The 18,060-nt window shown below is 74.9% G+C and carries 11 protein-coding genes; 8 read left to right on the forward strand and 3 right to left on the reverse strand.

Annotated elements, in window-relative coordinates; translation table 11 throughout:
* The first annotated feature begins 120 nt into the window (after positions 1-120).
* The 7 genes from IN07_RS22635 to IN07_RS22665 all read left to right on the forward strand — a co-directional run bounded on the left by IN07_RS22635 (position 121) and on the right by IN07_RS22665 (position 12,311).
* Positions 121-1,443 (forward strand): DUF1972 domain-containing protein, encoded by a 1,323-nt coding sequence (locus IN07_RS22635; RefSeq protein WP_052091655.1) that lies wholly within the window; start codon positions 121-123, stop codon positions 1,441-1,443.
* The gene (locus IN07_RS22640) at positions 1,440-2,198 is read left to right on the forward strand and encodes a CDP-alcohol phosphatidyltransferase family protein (RefSeq protein ID WP_197058610.1); all 759 of its coding nucleotides are present in this window, start codon (positions 1,440-1,442) and stop codon (positions 2,196-2,198) included. Before IN07_RS22635 ends, IN07_RS22640 begins: the two co-directional genes overlap by 4 nt.
* Positions 2,195-2,911: a hypothetical protein gene (locus IN07_RS24300; protein WP_052091656.1), complete on the forward strand. Its 717-nt coding sequence runs from the start codon at positions 2,195-2,197 to the stop codon at positions 2,909-2,911. Before IN07_RS22640 ends, IN07_RS24300 begins: the two co-directional genes overlap by 4 nt.
* 256 nt (positions 2,912-3,167) lie before the next feature.
* On the forward strand, positions 3,168-7,694 hold the full coding sequence (locus tag IN07_RS22650; protein ID WP_081975637.1) for a PKD domain-containing protein: 4,527 nt from the start codon (positions 3,168-3,170) through the stop codon (positions 7,692-7,694).
* 182 nt (positions 7,695-7,876) lie between these two features.
* On the forward strand, positions 7,877-9,271 hold the full coding sequence (locus IN07_RS22655) for an oligosaccharide flippase family protein (RefSeq protein ID WP_052091657.1): 1,395 nt from the start codon (positions 7,877-7,879) through the stop codon (positions 9,269-9,271).
* Positions 9,268-11,364, forward strand: a complete 2,097-nt coding sequence (locus IN07_RS25515; protein ID WP_156119349.1) for a glycosyltransferase — start codon at positions 9,268-9,270, stop codon at positions 11,362-11,364. Before IN07_RS22655 ends, IN07_RS25515 begins: the two co-directional genes overlap by 4 nt.
* Positions 11,361-12,311: a glycosyltransferase family 2 protein gene (locus IN07_RS22665; protein ID WP_036341032.1), complete on the forward strand. Its 951-nt coding sequence runs from the start codon at positions 11,361-11,363 to the stop codon at positions 12,309-12,311. The genes IN07_RS25515 and IN07_RS22665 overlap by 4 nt, the downstream gene beginning before the upstream one ends.
* Before the next feature lie 7 nt (positions 12,312-12,318).
* Here IN07_RS22665 and IN07_RS22670 read toward each other — a convergent pair whose 3' ends face one another.
* A complete protein-coding gene (locus IN07_RS22670; protein ID WP_036341035.1) occupies positions 12,319-13,338 on the reverse strand; it encodes a glycosyltransferase in 1,020 nt (339 codons plus the stop codon).
* A 68-nt stretch (positions 13,339-13,406) separates the two neighbouring features.
* On the opposite strand from IN07_RS22670, the gene IN07_RS22675 reads away from it, so the two are divergent.
* Positions 13,407-14,492: a glycosyltransferase family 4 protein gene (locus IN07_RS22675; protein WP_197058611.1), complete on the forward strand. Its 1,086-nt coding sequence runs from the start codon at positions 13,407-13,409 to the stop codon at positions 14,490-14,492.
* Between the two features lie 45 nt (positions 14,493-14,537).
* Here IN07_RS22675 and IN07_RS22680 read toward each other — a convergent pair whose 3' ends face one another.
* The gene (locus IN07_RS22680; RefSeq protein WP_036341038.1) at positions 14,538-15,563 is read right to left on the reverse strand and encodes a glycosyltransferase family 4 protein; all 1,026 of its coding nucleotides are present in this window, start codon (positions 15,561-15,563) and stop codon (positions 14,538-14,540) included.
* Positions 15,560-17,917 carry a YveK family protein gene (locus IN07_RS24305; protein WP_052091658.1) on the reverse strand — a complete coding sequence of 786 codons (2,358 nt, stop codon included), beginning with the start codon at positions 17,915-17,917 and terminating at the stop codon, positions 15,560-15,562. Before IN07_RS24305 ends, IN07_RS22680 begins: the two co-directional genes overlap by 4 nt.
* Positions 17,918-18,060: the final 143 nt, after the last annotated feature.

The following is an 18,060-nucleotide window of genomic DNA, read 5'->3' on the forward strand; positions in this document are numbered from 1 at the left end:
CGATCGGGGGAGGGTCGAGGGTGGACGGCCGGCACGGCTCGTCCAGCACGCGCAGGTCGGTCGGTCGCCGCTCCCTCGTCCCGAGGCCGGCGCCGACTCCGAGGAACGGAGCCAGAGGCCATGCCACCCAGGAGGTCGGGCGCCCTTCGCATCGCCCTGGTCGGGACGCGTGGCGTGCCGGCGCGGTACGGCGGCTTCGAGACCGCGGTCGAGGAGGTCGGCCGGCGCCTGGTGGAGGCCGGCCACGACGTCGTCGTCTACTGCCGCACCACCACCGGCGGACCCCGGCCGGCGACGCACCTGGGCATGCGGCTGGTGCACCTGCCGGCGCTGCGCCGCCGGTCGCTGGAGACGCTGAGCCACACCGGTCTCTCGGTCGCGCACCTGCTCACCCACCGGGTCGACGCCGCGATCGTGTTCAACGCGGCGAACGCGCCCTGGCTGCCGCTGCTGCGGGCGGCCTGCATCCCGGTGGCCACCCACGTCGACGGCCTGGAGTGGAAGCGCGCCAAGTGGGGTGGGATCGGCAAGCGGTACTACCGCGTCGTCGAGGCGCTGTCGGTCCGCTGGTCCGACGCCCTGATCGCCGACGCGCAGGGCATCGCCGACTACTACCGTGACGAGTTCGCGGCCCCGACCGAGCAGATCGCCTACGGCGCACCGAAGACCGACGGCGCCGCGTTCGACCGGCTGTCGGCCGTGGACCTGACGCCGGGCGGCTACCACCTCGTCGTCGCCCGCTTCGAGCCGGAGAACCACGTCGACGTGATCGTCGACGGCTACCGGCGCAGCGACGCCGAGCTGCCGCTCGTGGTGGTGGGGTCGGCGCCCTACGCCGACGACTACACCCGCCGCGTGCACGCGCTCGCCGACGACCGGGTGCGGTTCCTCGGCGGCGTCTGGGACCAGGAGCTCCTCGACCAGCTGTACGTGCACTGCGCGACGTACCTGCACGGGCACTCCGTGGGCGGGACCAACCCCTCCCTGCTGCGGGCGCTCGGCGCGGGCGCGGCGACGATCGCCTACGACGTCTCCTTCAACCGGGAGGTGCTGGAGTCCAGTGGCCGCTACTTCCGGACGCCGGACGACGTCACCTCCGCACTGCACGAGGCCGAGCGCGAGCCCGAGAAGCTCCGCCGCCGGGGCAAGCGGGCACGGCTGCTCGCCGCCCGCTACGACTGGGACCACGTGGCGTCCCGCTACGAGGAGCTGTGCCGCGCGCTGGCCGCCCGGGAGTTCCCCCGGTCCCGCCCCAGCGGCCGGCGGCTGCGGCTCGGCCCGGCTGCCGGCACCCGGAGCAGCGAGTGGCCACTGGTCCAGCCCGCCTCCGCCCCTGGGGGTGGCAGCGCCCCTGCGCCTCGCCGGGCACCCGGCCGACCGGCCGCGCGGCCCGCGGCGGCCGGGTCGAGCGACGTCCCGTCGGCGCGGACGGCGCAGTCGTGACGACGGTGCCGACCGCGGTGGCCCGTCCGGAGGGCACGGTCGCCGACACGGTCCGCCGGCTGGCCGGCGCGCAGAAGGGCGCGCAGGGCGCCCCCGCCTACTCCCGGTTCGTGAACCGGAGGCTGGGGCGGGTGCTCGCGGCCCTGGCCTTCCACGCCCGGCTCACCCCGAACGCGGTCACCGGGATCAGCGCCGTGTGCACGTTCACCGGCATCGCCGTGCTCGCCCTGCTGCCGCCGTCCTGGCCGATGGGCCTGGCGGTCGCGCTGCTGCTGGCCCTCGGGTACGCCCTCGACTCCGCCGACGGCCAGCTGGCCCGGCTGCGGGGCGGTGGCTCCCCGGCCGGCGAGTGGCTGGACCACATGGTGGACGCGCTCAAGATCGCCAGCCTGCACCTCGCGCTGCTGATCGGCCTCTACCGCTCCGAGACGGTGGACGCCGTGTGGCTGCTGCTGCCCCTGGCGTTCTCCGTGGTCGACGTCGTCCACTTCTTCGTCACCCTGCTGAACGACGCACTGCGTGCCGCCCACGGCGGGACCAGCCGGGCTGCGCGGACGTCCGGGCAGCGACCGAGCGTGCTGCGCTCCCTCCTGGTGCTGCCGACCGACTACGGCCTGCTGTGCCTGGTGTTCGTCCTGCTCGGTGCGCCGCAGGTGTTCCTGGCGGCCTACGGACTGATGTTCCTCGGCACGGCCGGCTACCTCGCCGTCGCGTCGGTCAAGTGGTATCGAGAGATGGGCAGGTTGAGCGCGTGAACACCGACGTCCCCTCCGGCGCCGCACGCTGGTCGCGGCGGCGGACCTGGTCCCTCCTGGGGGCCCTGGTCGTGGTCGTGGCGGTCGCATCGGCGTTCCTGGCGGTCGGTGACCGCAGGGCACCGGGCGACGTGACGTCGCCGGTGGCCGGCAGCACCGCCGCGACGACCGCAGGCCCGGCTCCCGGCGCCACCGATCCGGCGTCCGGCGCCACCGCCCCGGACGCCCGGTCCAGCGACACGGCCGCTCCGGCGCCTCCGGCCGGTGGGCCCCCGACCTCGGCTGCGGACCCGGTGACGATCGCGCAGGAGCTCCCCCCGGACCTGCCGGCGGTCGCACTGGAGGAGCCGGTCCCCGTGGACGGTCTGACCATCGAGGTCGCCTCGATCGAGGGCATCGACGGTCAGGCCACCGGGCCGGGCAACATCGCCGGTCCGGCGGTCCGGGTGACCGTCCGGGTCACCAACGACTCGGCGACGGACATGTCGCTCGGCGCCGCGGTGGTCAACCTGTTCCACGGCCCGGAGGCGACCCCGGCCTCGCCGCTCGAGGACCCCTCGCAGGAGCCCTTCTCCGGGACCCTCCGGCCGGGGGCCAGTGCCGACGGCGTGTACGTCTTCACCCTGGCGACCGGCGACCGGGACTCGGTCACGGTGCAGGTCGGGCACGCTCCCGGTGCCTCCTACGCGGTGTTCACCGGCGCGGCCAGCTGACGTCCCGCCACGTCCTCCGTCCAGCCAGGCCCCTCGACCGCTCCTGCGGTCGAGGGGGCCTGGTGCGTGGTGGAGCCGCACTGGCGCGCACATGCGTGATCCGGCGCTGACACAGCGTGATGGAGAGGCTCTCGTTCACCCGTTGAGCACGCTGCGTCACCGGTACGGGGGATGTCATCCCGCACTTCGTCACGCTTAGTGTCCGAACGTCGGCCGGATGACTGGCCGGGCAAGCGATCGGACGAGCGGGGAAACGATGTCTGCACGGATGGTGGCGTCCAGGGCGATCCTCGCCTCGCTGCTCAGTCTGCTCCTGCTCGCGGGGGCCCTCGGCGGACTGCTCGCCGGCACGGCGCACGCGGACTCGGCGCCGCTGGACCCGACGGACCCGGCCACGCCGGCGACGGTCACCGCTGACCCCCTGCCCACCGTGCAGATCGACGGGGTGGTCTGGTCGCAGGTGGTGGTCGGGAACACCGTCTACGCCGCCGGCAAGTTCACGTCCGTCCGGCCCGCGGGCGCGCCCCGCGGCACCCAGGAGACCGTCCGCAACAACCTGCTCGCCTACGACGTCCGCACCGGTGAGCTGATCACCAGCTTCGCGCCCGACCTGAACGCGCAGGCCCGCGTCGTGGTGGCGTCCCCCGACGGCTCGCGCATCTTCGTGGGCGGTGACTTCACCGCCGCCGACGGCCAGCCGCGGTACCGCTTCGCGGCCTACGACACCGCGACCGGTGCGCTGGACACCACGTTCCGGCCCGGCTTCCCCTCGCAGGTCCGGGCCATCACCGCGACGGACACCACCGTCTACGTGGGCGGCACCTTCGAGTCCGTGGGCTCCGCGGCCCGCACCCGCCTGGCCGCCTTCTCCTACCCCACGGGTGCGCTGCTGCCCTGGGCGCCCGTGGCCAACGGCCAGGTGAACGCCCTCGCCATGGCCCCGAGCGGTCCCGGCGTCGTCGTCGGCGGGTCGTTCGACACGCTGGCCGGCTCCCGGGCCCGAGGGCTCGGCGCGGTGCACGGCACGACCGGTGCCGCGCTCCCCTTCGCCGCCGGCACCGTGGTCGACAACACCGGCAGCACCGCGGCGATCATGAGCCTGTCGGTCGACAGTGACACCGTCTACGCCGCCGGCTACACCTTCGGCCGGGGGAACCTGGAGGGGGTCATCGCCGCCGACGCGGACACCGGCGCAGTGCGGTGGATCAACGACTGCCGCGGCGACACGTACTCCGTGTGGGCCTCGGGCACCGCTTCCTACATCGCCGGTCACCCGCACGCCTGCAGCAACATCGGCGGGTTCCCGGAGTCCGACCCGCAGAGCTTCTACCGGGCCATCGCGTTCAGCAAGGCGGCGACCGGGACCGTCGGCACCGAGACCGGCAACTTCGCCGGGCAGCCGGCCCCGAGCCTGCTCACCTGGTTCCCGGACCTGGCCATGGGCACCTACACCGGGCAGAACCAGGGCCCGTGGAGCGTCGCGGGGAACAGTCAGTACGTCGTCTACGCGGGTGAGTTCCCGACGGTCAACGGGATCGCCCAGCAGGGGCTCGTGCGCTTCGCCGCCCCGGAGATCGCACCGAACCAGGTCGGCCCCCGTGGCAACGAGCAGCTCATCCCCACGGTGACCTCGCTCGGCCCGGGCACCGCCCGCGTCGGCTGGCAGACCACGTGGGACATGGACAACGAGAACCTCACCTACCGGGTGTACCGGGACGGCGACACCAGCACCCCGGTGCGCGAGGTGGTGCAGGCCAGCAAGTTCTGGCTGCGGCCGACCCTGGCCTACACCGACACCGGGCTCAGCGCCGGGACGCACCGGTACCGGATCACCGTCACCGACCCGGCCAGCAACCAGGTGACGACCGCCTGGACGAGCGTCGAGGTCGCCGCAGGCACGACGGTGCGCCGTCCCTACGCCGACACCGTGCTCGCCGACGGCGCCCAGCACCACTGGCCGGTCGGCGAGCCCTCGGGCGCCACCGCCTACGACCACGCCAGTGCTATGGACGCGACACTGGGCAGCGGGGTGACGCTCGCGCAGGTGGGTGCGATCAAGAACGATGCCGACACCGCTGCGCGCTTCAACGGCACGAGCACCGGACTGCTCGCCACGCAGACCCGGGTCCCCGGCCCGCAGACCTTCAGCATCGAGACCTGGTTCCAGACCACGTCCAGGAGCGGCGGCAAGCTCGTCGGCTTCGGCAACAGGAACACCGGGAGCAGCACCAGCTACGACCGGCACGTCTTCCTGGACGGCTCCGGACGGGTGTACTTCGGGGTGTACCCGGGTGCCCAGCGGACCGTCAACAGCAGGGCGGGGTACAACGACGGTCAGTGGCACCACGTGGTCGCGACGCTGAGCAAGGCCGGGATGGCCGTGTACGTCGACGGCGAGCTGGCCGCCTCCCGTGGCGACGTCACCTCCGCGCAGAGCTACAGCGGCTACTGGCGGGCCGGTGGGGACAGCACCTGGAACAACACGGCGCAGTACCTGAACGGCCGGCTCGACGAGGTCGCCGTCTACCCGACGGCGCTGACCGCGGACCGGGTCCGGAACCACTTCACGCTGGGGTCCACCGGGGAGACCACGAACGTCGCCCCGACGGCGTCCTTCACCAACACCACGGCGGACCTGACCGCGACCTTCGACGCGTCGGGCTCGACGGACCCCGACGGCACCATCGCGTCCTACACGTGGGACCTCGGCGAGGGCGTCAGCGTGACCGGGGCGACGGTGACCCACACGTACGCGGCGGCCGGCACCTACCCCGTCACCCTCACGGTGACCGACGACGACGGGGCGACCGCCCAGCGCGCCGGCTCGGTGACGGTCACCGCTCCGGTGCCCAACACGCCGCCGTCGGGGGCCTTCACCTCGCAGGTGTCCGGGCTCGAGGTGTCGCTGGACGCGTCGTCGTCCCGGGACGACGACGGCACGGTCGTCGGCTGGGACTGGGACTTCGGGGACGGCTCCATCGGCGCCGGTGCCACGGCCTCGCACACCTACGCCGAGGCCGGCAGCTACCCGGTGACGCTCACGGTGACCGACGACGACGGCGCCACGGCGAGCGCCGAGGAGACGGTCACGGTGGCTGCACCGGTGCCCCCGACGGTCCACGCGCGTGATGCCTTCGAGCGTTCGGCGGCGACCGGGCTGGGGACGGCCGACCTCGGTGGGGCCTGGTCGGTCCCGGCGGCGTCCTCGTCGGTGTCGGCGGGAACGGGTCACCTGACGGTCAAGTCCGCCGGGTCCTCGACCTGGGCGACGCTGGACGCGGTGTCCCAGACCGACGTGGCGATGCAGATGTCGCTGGCGCTGGACTCGATGCCCACCGGTGGCGGGACCTACGTCTACCTGCTGTCCCGGCACGTGGGGAACAGCGACTACCGGGCGATGGTGCGGTTCGTCAACGACGGCCGGGTGCAGCTGTCGGTGGCCCGGGCGGTGAACGGTGCGGACACCTCGCTGCGCACCGTGACGCTGCCGGGGATCACCTACACGCCGGGCACCGTGCTGCAGGTGCGCTTCGGCACCAGCGGGACCGGCAGCACCACGCTGCAGGCCAAGGGCTGGGTCGACGGGACCCCGGAGCCGGCGGACTGGCAGGTCACCGCGACCGACGGCACCGAGGCCCTGCAGCGGCCGGGGTCGGTCGGGGTGGCGGCCTACGTCTCCGGTTCGGCCACGGCCACCCCGGTCGTGCTCGACCTCGACGACGTGTGGGTGGGCAACGCGGGCACGGTGCCGTCGCCGGACGGTGCGCAGCCGGTGAACGCCGAGCCGACGGCCGTCTTCGACGCCGCGCCCACCGACCTCACGGTCGCCGTGGACGGTTCGCGCTCGACCGACGCCGACGGCACGGTCGTCCGCTGGGACTGGGCGTTCGGGGACGGAGCGACCGGCTCGGGATCGACCGCCGGGCACACCTACGTCGCAGCCGGCACCTACCAGGTCACCCTGACGATCACCGATGACGCGGGTGCCACCCACTCGGTGACGCAGCCGGTGACGGTCACGGCACCGGTGACCCAGGAGCCGGCCCCGCAGCCCGAGCCCGAGCCGCAGCCGGAGCCCGAGCCGCAGCCCGAGCCCGAGCCGCAGCCCGAGCCCGAGCCGGAGCCGGAGCTCGGCGCGCCGTTCGCTCTCGACACCTTCCAGCGGGCCTCGACCGCCGGGCTGGGCGAGGCCGACGCGGGTGGTTCATGGTCGGTCCCGGCGGCGTCGTCGTCGGTCTCCGAGGGCGTCGGCCGGTTGGTGGTGACGACCCCCGGGTCGTCGACCTGGGCGACGATGAACGCGGTGTCGGAGACCGACACGGCCGTGGAGGTGTCCCTCTCGCTGGACACGACGGCGACCGGCGGCGGTACCTACGCCTACGTGCTCTCCCGGCACGTCGGCAACAGCAACTACCGGGCGATGGTCCGCTACGCCCCCGACGGCCGGGTCCAGTTGTCGCTGCAGCGAGCGGTGTCCGGGGCCGAGACCACGCTGCGCGCGATGACGCTGCCGGGCGTGACGTACAGCCCGGGGACGGTGCTGCACGTCCGCTTCGACACGAGCGGGGTGGGCACCACCACGCTGAAGGCGATGGCGTGGACCGAGGGCTCGCCCGAGCCGACGGACTGGCAGGTCACCGCGACCGACACCACCGAGGCCCTGCAGCGCGCCGGCGGCATCGGGGTGGCGGCCTACGTGTCCGGCTCGGCCACGAAGGTCCCGGTCACCCTGGACGTCGACGACGTCTGGGCCGGTGCAGCCGGCACCCGGCCCCAGGGCTGACTCGGCCCCGCTGCACCGCCCACGGCCGGCGGTCACCCCTTGGGGTGGCCGCCGGCCGTGGCCGTCCGCCGGGCGGTCTCCCGGTGGCACGCTGGTCCGGTGCGCCGCCGCCATGCCTCCCCGCCGTCCGGAGACGCGTCGTGGCCGGCAGGCACGGCGGGCCACCGAGGGCGAGGACCGGCGTGAGCGCGGTCGCCGCACCGACGCCACGAACAGCGGAACGGGCGCCCTCGGCGGAGCAGAACACCCGGGCGGTCTGGCGCGGGGTCTTCCGCAGCGGCGGCGTGCGGATGCTGGTGCTGCCGGTCTCGGCGGTGCTCGGCATCCTGGTGACCCGGCTGGTCATCGACAACTACGGCTTGGCGGCCTTCGCCCAGTACGGCCTGCTGGTAGGCATCGGCACCCTGCTGCCCTTCGCCGACCTCGGCATGGCCGCCGCTGTGGTCAACGCCGTCGCCGCGTCCCCCGACGTCCGCGCCGACGACCACCTCCGGCGGGTCGTGGTCACCGCCGTCCGCATCCTGCTCTGCTCGGCCGCGGTGCTCACCGCCGTGGCGGTCGGCATCACCGCGGCGGGCCTCTGGCCGGTCCTGCTCGGCTCGGGGCTGCTGCCGGGCTCGGGTCCGCTGGTGGCCATGGCCTGCGTCGTGCTGATCGCCGTGGGACTGCCCGTGGGCATCGGCCAGCGGGTGCTGGCCGGGCTCGGCCGCAACCACGTGGCGATCGCCGTCCTCGGCCTGCAGACCCCCCTGGTGCTCGGGACGCTGGTCCTCTTCCTCGCCACCGGGGTGCCGGGCGGCTCGCTGATCGCCGCGGTGCCGTTCGCCGTCACCCTCGCCCTGTCCGTGGTCTGCACGGTCATCGCGGCGAGGCAGCTGCGGCCGACGTTGGGCCGCGCCCTGCGCGACGTGTTCCGGCTGCGCTCTGTCCGTGGTGCCCGGGTCTTCGACTTCGCCTGGCCGATGCTGGTCCAGATGATCGCCCTGCCGCTGGCGATGCAGACCGACCGGCTCGTGCTGAGCCACCTCGTCGGTCCGGGTGAGCTGGGGGAGTACAACCTCGCATCGCAGATGTTCACGCCGATCTGGGCGGTCGTGAACGCGGCCGGCTTCACGCTCTGGCCGGTCTTCGCGCGGGCGCGCGCTCGCGGGGCGGAGAGCTCCCCGTTGCCGATGGCCGCCGCCTTCGGCGCCCTGGCGGCAGTCATGACCCTGGTCGTGGCGGTGGCCTCGCCGTGGCTCGCCGACCTGGCCTCCGGCGGGGTGATCACCCTGGGGCCGGCGCTGGTGATCGCCTTCGGCGTGCTGATGGTGCTGCAGGCCGTCAAGTACCCGATGGGCATGTTCCTGACCGACGCGCCGGGTCTGCGCTACCAGGCCTACATGATCGTCGCGATGCTCCCGGTGAACCTCGGGCTGTCCTGGGTCTTCGCCTCCTGGTGGGGGGCGGTCGGGCCGGTGGTCGGGTCGGTCGTCGGCGTGCTGCTGTTCCAGGTGCTGGGCACGCTGGTGTACGTCCGCCGTCGGCTGGCCGCTGCCCAGGCGGAGCCCGCGCCGTACGTGGCGGGCGCCCGATGACCGGCTCCCCGGGTGCGGCCGGCGTGCTGGGCGTCGTCGTCGTGAACTACGCCTCGGCCGCCCTCATCGACGCCAACCTGGGTGCCCTGGACCTGACCGGTCGGCCGGTCCGCGTCGTCATCGTGGACAACCACTCCTCGGCCGCTGAGGCCGAGGCCGTGCTGGCGCTCACCACCCGGCACGGGTGGGAGCTGGTCGCGCTGCCGGACAACCGCGGCTTCGGTCCGGCGTGCAACGCCGGCGCCGCAGCGGCACGCCGACTGGGCTGCAGCACCTTCCTCTTCCTCAACCCCGATGCCGTGGTCACACTGCCGGTGCTGGAGGAACTCCGGGTGCACAGTCTCCGTGAGCCGATGGCCCTGATCAGCCCGCGGCTCCAGGACTCGACCGGCGCGGTGGTGTTCCGCGGTTCGTGGTGGCACGAGGCCGATGGCCGCATCCGGGGCGCCGCCCGCGGGGTGGACTGGCAGCCCGATGCCCCGCCGGTGCCCGGTGCGCGTCCCTGGCTCACGGCCGCCTGCCTGATCGTGCACGCAGACCTGTTCGAGCGGGTGGGGGGCTTCGCCGAGGGCTACTTCCTGTACTGGGAGGACGTCGACCTCAGCCACCGCTGCCTGGAGGCGGGCGCTTCGCTGGTGCTCCGGGAGGACCTGGTGGCCGTGCACGATGAGGGCGGCACGCAGGACGGACAGCGAGGGCGGGGGAAGTCGCCGGCCTACTACCGCTGGAACTGCCGGAACCGGTTGCTGTTCGCGGTGCGCAACCTCGGTCGCGCCGCCGTGCTCCGCTGGCTGCTGGCGACACCGCGGGTCAGCTGGGAGATTCTGCTGCGCGGCGGCCGGCGCCAGCTGGTCGAGTCCCCGCGGCCGGCGACGGCAGCGCTGCGCGGGGCGCTGGCCGGGGTGGGCCTGGCTGCCGTGGCCCTCCTCGGGCCGGCCCCGGCCGCGCGTCGCGCCCGCCGGCTGCCGGTCCTGGTGGTGACCCCGGGAGCGGAGCTCTACGGGGCAGACCGCGTCCTCCTGGAGTCGGTGATCGGCCTGCTGGCGGTCGGCCGGGCGGTGACCGTGGTCGTGCCCGGCGACGGTCCGCTGGTCCGGCAGCTCACCGACCGGGGCGCCCAGGTGGTGACCTGTCGGATACCGGTGCTGCGCAAGGACGCCCTGCGACCGGCAGGCGCCTGGCGGCTCGGTCGGGACGCCGTGGCCGGGCTGTGGCCGGCGGTGCGGCTGATCCGGGCTGCGGACCGGGTCTACGTCAACACGCTGACCCTGCCCTCCTGGATCGTCCTTGCCCGGCTGCTGCGCCGTCGGGTGACCTGTCACGTGCACGAGGCCGAGCGTTCGGTGCCGTCGCCGCTGCGGCGGTTGCTGAGCCTGCCGGTGACGTTCGCCGATCAGGTCGTGGTCAACAGCGACGTGACCCGGCGGGTGCTGGAGGAGGTCGTGCCGTGGGTGCGGGGCCGCGCGGTCGTCGTGCACAACGGCGTCCCCGGGCCGGCTGAGCCATCGCCGCCGCGGACCACCCTGGTCGGCCCGGTGCGCCTGCTGTTCATCGGCCGGCTGTCACCGCGCAAGGGACCTCAAGTGGCGGTCGCGGCCGTGGAACTGCTGCGGGCCAGAGGCGTGGACGCCTGCCTGGACCTGGTCGGCTCCGTGTTCCCCGGCTACGAGTGGTTCGAGGAGGAGCTCCGCGCCACGGTCGAGCGGACCGGGCTCGGCGACCGGGTGCACCTCCGGGGCTTCGCCGCCGACGTCTGGCCCCAGCTCGCCGCTGCCGACGTCGTGCTCGTGCCCTCGGTGCTCGACGAGTCCTTCGGCAACACGGCCGCGGAGGCCGTGCTCGCCGCGCGTCCGCTGGTCGTCAGCGCGCAGGACGGCCTCCGGGAAGCCGTCGCCGGCTTCACCTCGGTGCAGGTCGTGACGCCCGACGACCCGGCCGCACTGGCCGACGCGGTGCAGGGCGTGGTCGCGGAGTGGGACGGGTGGGCCGGCCGCGCGGTCGCCGACTCCGCCGCTGCCCGACTGCGCTTCGCCCCCGAGCGCTACCGCCGCCAGATCGCAGCCCAGCTCGGGCAGGCCGGGCGCCGGCGATGAGCACGGCGGCTCCGCGCACCGTCACCATCGGGGTGCTGACGTTCCGTCGGCCGGCCGACCTGGCCGCGCTGCTCCCGATGCTCGCCGAGCAGGCCGCCCGGGCCGCGGCGACGGGCCACCGGGCCGAGGTCCTCGTCGTCGACAACGACCCCGCGGGCAGTGGGCGTGCGGTGGTCGCCGCGGCCGGCTGCCCCGTGGTGCGCTACGTGCTCGAGCCCGAGCCCGGCATCGCCGCCGCCCGGAACCGGGTGCTGGCCGAGGCGCACGACCAGGACGTGCTGGTCTTCATCGACGACGACGAACGCCCGCGGGACGACTGGCTGGACCAGCTGCTGCGCACGCACCGGCGCACCGGGGCTGCCGCGGTCGCCGGCGCAGTGGTGTCGGACTTCAGCGGGCCGGTGGACCCCTGGCTCGTCGAGGGCGGCTTCTTCGTCCGCCGGCGCCTCCCGACCGGGACCCCGATCGACGTGGCGGCCACCAACAACCTGCTGCTCGACCTCCGGCAGCTCCGACCCACGGGTCTGCGGTTCGGCGTGGCCTTCGGCGCCAGCGGCGGAGAGGACACGCTCTTCACCCGCGGCATCGCCCAGCGTGGCCTGGCCATGGTCTGGTGCGACGAGGCCGTGGTGACCGACGTCGTCCCGGGGGACCGGGCCACCCGCAGCTGGGTGCTGCGCCGGGCGTTCAGCTCCGGCAACTCGGTCAGCCGGGTGCACCTGGCGCTGGCCGGGTCCGCGGCCGCTCGGCTGCGGGTCCGACTGAGCTGCACCGTCCGGGGCCTGCCGCGGCTGACGGCCGGCCTGGGCCGGTGGGCGCTGGGTGCGGTGACCGGATCGGTCCGGCACCGCGCCCGCGGCCTGCGCACCGCGGCCCGCGGCGCCGGGATGGTGGCCGGGGCGGCCGGGCACGTCTACCAGGAGTACGGCCGGCCGCGGCCGGTCTGACCGCTGTTCAGCGGCGGGACCGGGCGGCCCGGGCGGTGCGGTAGGCGTCCAGGTGGGCACGGCCGGCGGCCGACCACTCCCGCGCGCCGAGGTCGGGGCGCGCTGCTGCACCACCTGCCCGCCGGGCGGTGACGGCGGCGACCAGGTCCTCCCCGGTCAGCGGACCGTCGTAGCGGAACACCCAGCCGGGGCCGACCTCATCGGCGAGCAGGCGGTTGACCTCGTTGTCCGGGACCAGGACCGGGCGGTCGAGGGAGAGGGCGGCCAGCGCACCACCGGAGTTGTGCATCTCCCGATAGGGCAGCACGACGAGCTCGGCCCGGCCGATCTCCCGGACCAGCTCCGCGTCGTCGAGGAACTCCAGGTGGAGCGAGACCCGGGGATCGGCGGCCGCAGCCTCGTGCAGCTCGTCGGCCAGCTCGTCGGACGAGGGCCGGCCGGCCACCCGCAGCGTCCACCCCGGTTGCCCGGTGGCGGTCTCCACGAACGCGTCGAGCAGGCCGGTGACGCCCTTGTAGCGGCGCACCAGGCCGACGAAGGCGAGGTGGCCGGGCTCCGGCGCCGGCTCCGGGTGGCGGAGGAACCAGTCCCGGTAGTGGCCGTGGACGATGGTGACCGAACTGGCCCCCGGGGGGGCCGGCGTGGTCGCGTTGAGCTTGATCCACAGCGTCGTCCAGCACTCGGCCAGCCGCAGCAGCACCACCTCCCGACGCGAGATCCCCTCCGGCAGGTGGAGGTTGTGCAGGGTGCGGACCAGCGGGGTGCGGAGCAGTCGCAGCCGCAGGAGCAGGAGCACGAACAGCAGTTGGCGCACGGCCTTCTTCAGTGGTGAGTGGCCCGACACCAGGATCTCGGGCCAGTGCACGTGGAAGACGTCGTACCGGGACAGGAGCGCACGTCGCCAGCTGAAGGTGCGCAGCCGGGCGCCGGGCTGGGCGGTGATGCTGGCGGCGAGGAGGACCAGGTACGGGTTGGTCGTCGGCCGTGGGGTCGGGAAGGACTGCAGCACGACCAGGGGACGGGTCACGCGTGGGGCTCCTCTTGTCTGCTGGGCTGCCCGAGCGGGTGCAGCCCAGGGCGATAGTGTCCCGGATCGTGAGACGGGCCCGGTACGACTGCGTCCGGCTGTACGACAGCATCCGGACGGCGCACCTGGAACGGGCGCACGAACAGGTGCCGGCGACCATCGTGTTCCGCACCCGTCGCTACGACTTCGACGCCGCGCTTGCGCAGGGCCTCGACCTGGTGCCCGGTGGCGCGCTGTCCATGGCGGTCACGCTGGCGCGCTCGCGGGTGTCGGTCCTCGAGGTCAACGAGCCGCTCATGCAGTCGGGGCTGGCTCGCTCGGCGCTGGCGGTCCTCACGGTGCGTGCGGCGGCGGCGGTGCGACGTCGACCGGTGCGGGTGGTCAGCTACGCGATCGAGAACCGGGATCCCTTCACCGGCCCGCCCCCTGGCGGACGGCTGCGCAGCCGGGTGCGGCGCTCGGCGGAGGTGCGCGCGTCCCGGTTCGTGGCCGGTCGACTGGACCGGCTGGCCTTCGGCACCGCCGACGCGCAGACGCTGTACGAGTCCGTCCTGGGGCACCGGCTGGCCGGCACGACGACGCGGCTCGTGCCGGCGCTCCCGGCGCCGTGCGGCTGCACCGCGGCGGACCGGGAGCCCGACGGGGTGCTGTTCCTCGGTGCCCTCGACGAGCGCAAGGGCGTACCGCTGCTGCTGGCGGCCTGGCCGCACGTCCTCCGCGCGCACCCATCGGCGCGGCTCACCGTCGTCGGCAAGGGCCCGCTGGAGCCGGCGGTCCGGGAGCTGGCGGGAGCCGACGACCGGGTCCGGCTGGTCGTGGACCCACCGCGTCCCGAGGTGCACGCCGTCCTGCGCCGGGCGGCGGTGCTGGTGCTGCTCTCCCAGCCGCGGCCGACCTGGCGTGAGCAGGTGGGCCTGCCGCTGGTGGAGGCCCTGGCCCACGGGGTCGCCGTGGTCGCCACCGAGGAGACCGGTCTGCGCAACTGGCTGTCCGAACACGGGCACACCGTGCTGCCCCCCGGGGCCTCGCCCGCCGAGGTCGCTGCGGCGGTCGCCGGGGCGCTGGTGACCAGGCGCTCCACGGCCTCCGTGCTGGCCGACCTGCCGGCCGTGGACGGCCGGCTCGCCGCCGACCGCTGGCTCACCGGCGACTGAGCGACCGGCCCGACCGTGCGGGTGTCCGGTGGGTCGGGGCACGGATCAGCCCACCAGGTCGGTGAGGTGGCGGCACATCGTCGTGGTGGTGAACCCGGCCAGCACGTGCCGGCGCGCCGCCCGACCCATCTCGGCGGCCCGCTCCCGGTCTTCCAGCAGTTCGAGCACGGCAGCGGCCATCTGCTCGGGGCGCTGCGGCGGCACCAGGAGGCCGGTCACGCCGTCACGTACGTAGTCCGCCATCCCCGGCGTGGCGCAGGCGACGACCGGGCGGCCGACCGACATCCCCTCCAGGGCGACGGTCATGCCCGACGCGTGCAGGTTGGGTCGCGTGGCCACGGCGACCAGGCTGGCCGAGGCGTACAGGTCGCGGGCCTGGGCGTGCGGGATGAAGTCGACCTTCCGGACGCCGGCCGGCGGGGTCAGCGTGCTGCGGGACTGCACGATGCACTCCACGTCCGGCCGGCTGCGACGGACGAGCTCCAGCGCGGCGAACAGGGTGGCCGGGTCCCGGTCCCGGTCACCGCCCACGCTGACCACGCGGGGCACGGCGGGAGGCGGGGCGTCCGAGCGGTAGAACTGCTCGTCGATCCCGAACGGGAGGAAGTGCACCGGTGGGCCGTCGGCTCCGATCCAGTCGCGCACCGCGTCGACCTGCGGGCGGCTGAGGCACCAGAGCCCGTTCAGCGCGCGCAGCACCCGGCGCTGCCGGGCCAGGACGGCGGAGGCCGGGTCGCACGCGAGCTGGTCGGTGGCCCAGATGACCCCGCTGAACAGCCGGCGGCCGGGGCGCCCGGCCAGCAGGTGCGCGGCGGTCACCTCGTCCCAGCTCAGGGCCACGTCGGCGGCCCCCCGGCGACGGGTCGCCGGCAGGCCCAGCCGGAGCAGCCCGCGCTGCCAGCGGGAGGGTCCGGGCAGGTCGAGCGCCTCGGCGTCCCGGTCGCCGCTGCGCAGGTGCTCCAGCCCGTAGGGCCAGTCGCCGGGGACGGGGCTCTCCCGGTCCCGCTCCGCCCAGCGGGCGACACCGCGGCCCTCGGGGAAGGCGACCACGAGTCGCCCGGTGCTGGTCACGCGCGTGCCGCCGCGAGGACGGGCCGCGGCGTGGCGGCGGCACCGGCCGGTCCACGGGACGGCGGCCGGGCGCGGTCGACGGCGGGCAGGAGGAGGAGTCCCACGGTCAGTGCCACCTCGGGGATGTTGGAGGGGAGCGGGCCGAAGGCCAGGTCCCACAGGCTGAGCAGGGCCAGGAAGCACAGCAGCGCCGGTGCCCGGCGGCGGCTGAGGGCGACGGTGAGGCCGGCGACGACCGCGACCCCCAGGGCGAGCCCGAGGAGGAGGCCGGGGACGCCGAGGTTGGTCCACAGGTCGGCGAGGATGGAGTGCAGCTCGAATCGGCCGGCCAGGAGGTAGTTCTCGATGTAGTTGTCGGCGCTGGGGACGTGCGCCACGGCGAACCCCTCCTTGACGGTGAGCACGTCCCCGCCGGTCGGGACGACGCCCAGCCCGAAGCCGAGCGGCTCGTCGCGCATCAGCGCCCAGGTGCCGGTCCACTCCGGTCGCCCACCGATCAGCAGCGAGCCGCTCTCCTGCACCTGGGTGACCGAGCGGGCCTGCACCTCGGCGCCGAGCGCGCCCGAGGTGAGCAGCCGCGTGGCCACCTGGTAGCCGCCCACGCCCAGGACGGTCAGCGCGACTGCGGTGAGCACCGGACGGCCCGCGCGTCCGGGTGCGCCCGGCGGCCGGTCGGTGTGCAGCTGCCAGGCCACCAGCGCCATCGCGGCCGCGCAGAAGGCGAAGGCGCTGCGGGCGTCGTGGGTGATGTCGACAGCGGCCAGCACGATGAGCCCGGCCAGGCCGAGTGCGTGCCGCCCGGAGGCGAGGGCCAGGGAGAGCACCAGGATGGTCAGCGGGAGGGCGAGCTCGAACTTCCAGGCGTTGGGGGACTCGGCCGCGCGGGCGAGCCCGGAGGCGAGCATGCCGCTGCCGAACGCGACGCCCAGCCAGGGCAGTGGGAGGACCGTCCGGGCCCAGGCGACGAGGCCGATCGTGCCGGCGGCGCCGAGGACCATCGTCGAGCTGATCAGCGCCTCGCGGCCGTCGATCGCGTGGTCGAGGGACGACCGGGCGGCCAGCAGGGCACCGGAGGCAACGGCGACCAGCGTGAGCCCGCCCAGCGCGGTGGCTCCCCGGTACTGCCGCAGCGCCGGGAGCCAGACCGGCAGCAGCAGCAGGGTGACCAGGAAGCTCATCGTGATCCCGGTGGGCAGCGCGGGATCGAGTCCGCACAGCGCCAGCGCGCCCACGGCGGTCGCCCGGGCGAACGCCGTCCCGGTCGACGGCCCGCCGCCACCGGCGCGCCAGACCGGCCCGGGGCGCAGCACGTCCCAGAGCCGGCCGAGGTGCCCGGGTGTGCGGCCGGGCAGCTCGTCGAGGACGACGCCGAGCAGCCGGGCCGGGGAGCGGTCGACCCGGTCGGCGACCTCGTCGAACCGGTCGCGGGAGGTCCGGCGGACGTCGAGCAGGACGACGACGGCGTCCGCCGCGGTTGCCCCGGCCAGATCGTCCGGACCGTCGGCGGCAACGGCCGGCACCCCTGCCGCCACGAGTTCAGCGACCAGCCCTCGAGCAGCGGAGTGCACCGGACCGGGTCGTGCGGTGCCGGCGACCAGCAACCGGGCGCCGGGGGGCAGCGGGGCGGACACCAGCCAGCCGAGGCGCTCGACCTCGCGCTGCCGCCGCGCCGCCGACGCGGCGGAGGGACGGCGCCTGCGGTGACCGAGCCGGCCCAGCACGGGCACCGGGCCCAGGTCGCCCGGTCCGCGGACCGGGCGACGGGCGAGCGAGCCGAGGCCGATGGCCAGGGTGGCGGCCGTGCTGCCGGCCAGCAGGCCGAGGGCGGCGCGGTACCTGGTGTCCGGGGAGGAGGCGAACCGCGGCTCGACGGCCGGCGTGACGGTGGTGAGGGAGAGCGTGCCCGCGGGACCGCTCCCGCCGGTCAGCTCGCTCGCCGCCGCCTGGAGTGAGGCCCCGACGGCCGCGGTGACCCGGCGAGCGGTCCCGGGGTCGCCGGCGGAGACCGTGACCGTGAGGGTCGCCGCCTCCTCGGGGACGGTCACCGAGACGTCCCGGGCGAGCGCTCCCGGCGTCGTCGGCAGGTCGAGCTCTGCGATCACCGGCTGCAGGACGACGGCGGAGCCGGCGAGCTGGACCAGGGAGGGCAGCACCTCCTGGCGGACCAGGGAGCCCGTCGCGAGGTCACCGCTGTCGACGGCCCGGGTCACTCCCACGAAGAGCACCGTCCGGGCCTCGAACCGCGGGGCAGCGGTCATCGCCACGGCGACGGACAGCAGGGCGCCGACCAGTCCTGCGGCAGCCACCCAGTGCCAGCGCCGCAGCACGGCAGCGAGGTGGTCGCTGGGGTCCACGGGGCGGTCTCCTCGATCGGGTTGCGCCCATCGTGCCTGCTCAGCGGCCAGAGACCGCCCCTGCGCGGGCAGATCGGGGGCAGCCGTGACCCGTTCGGGTGGGGGCACCCGCCGGCCGGCCACCGGAGGCCGACAGGTCGGTG

This window comes from Modestobacter caceresii (assembly GCF_000761485.1).
Lineage (GTDB): Bacteria > Actinomycetota > Actinomycetes > Mycobacteriales > Geodermatophilaceae > Modestobacter > Modestobacter caceresii.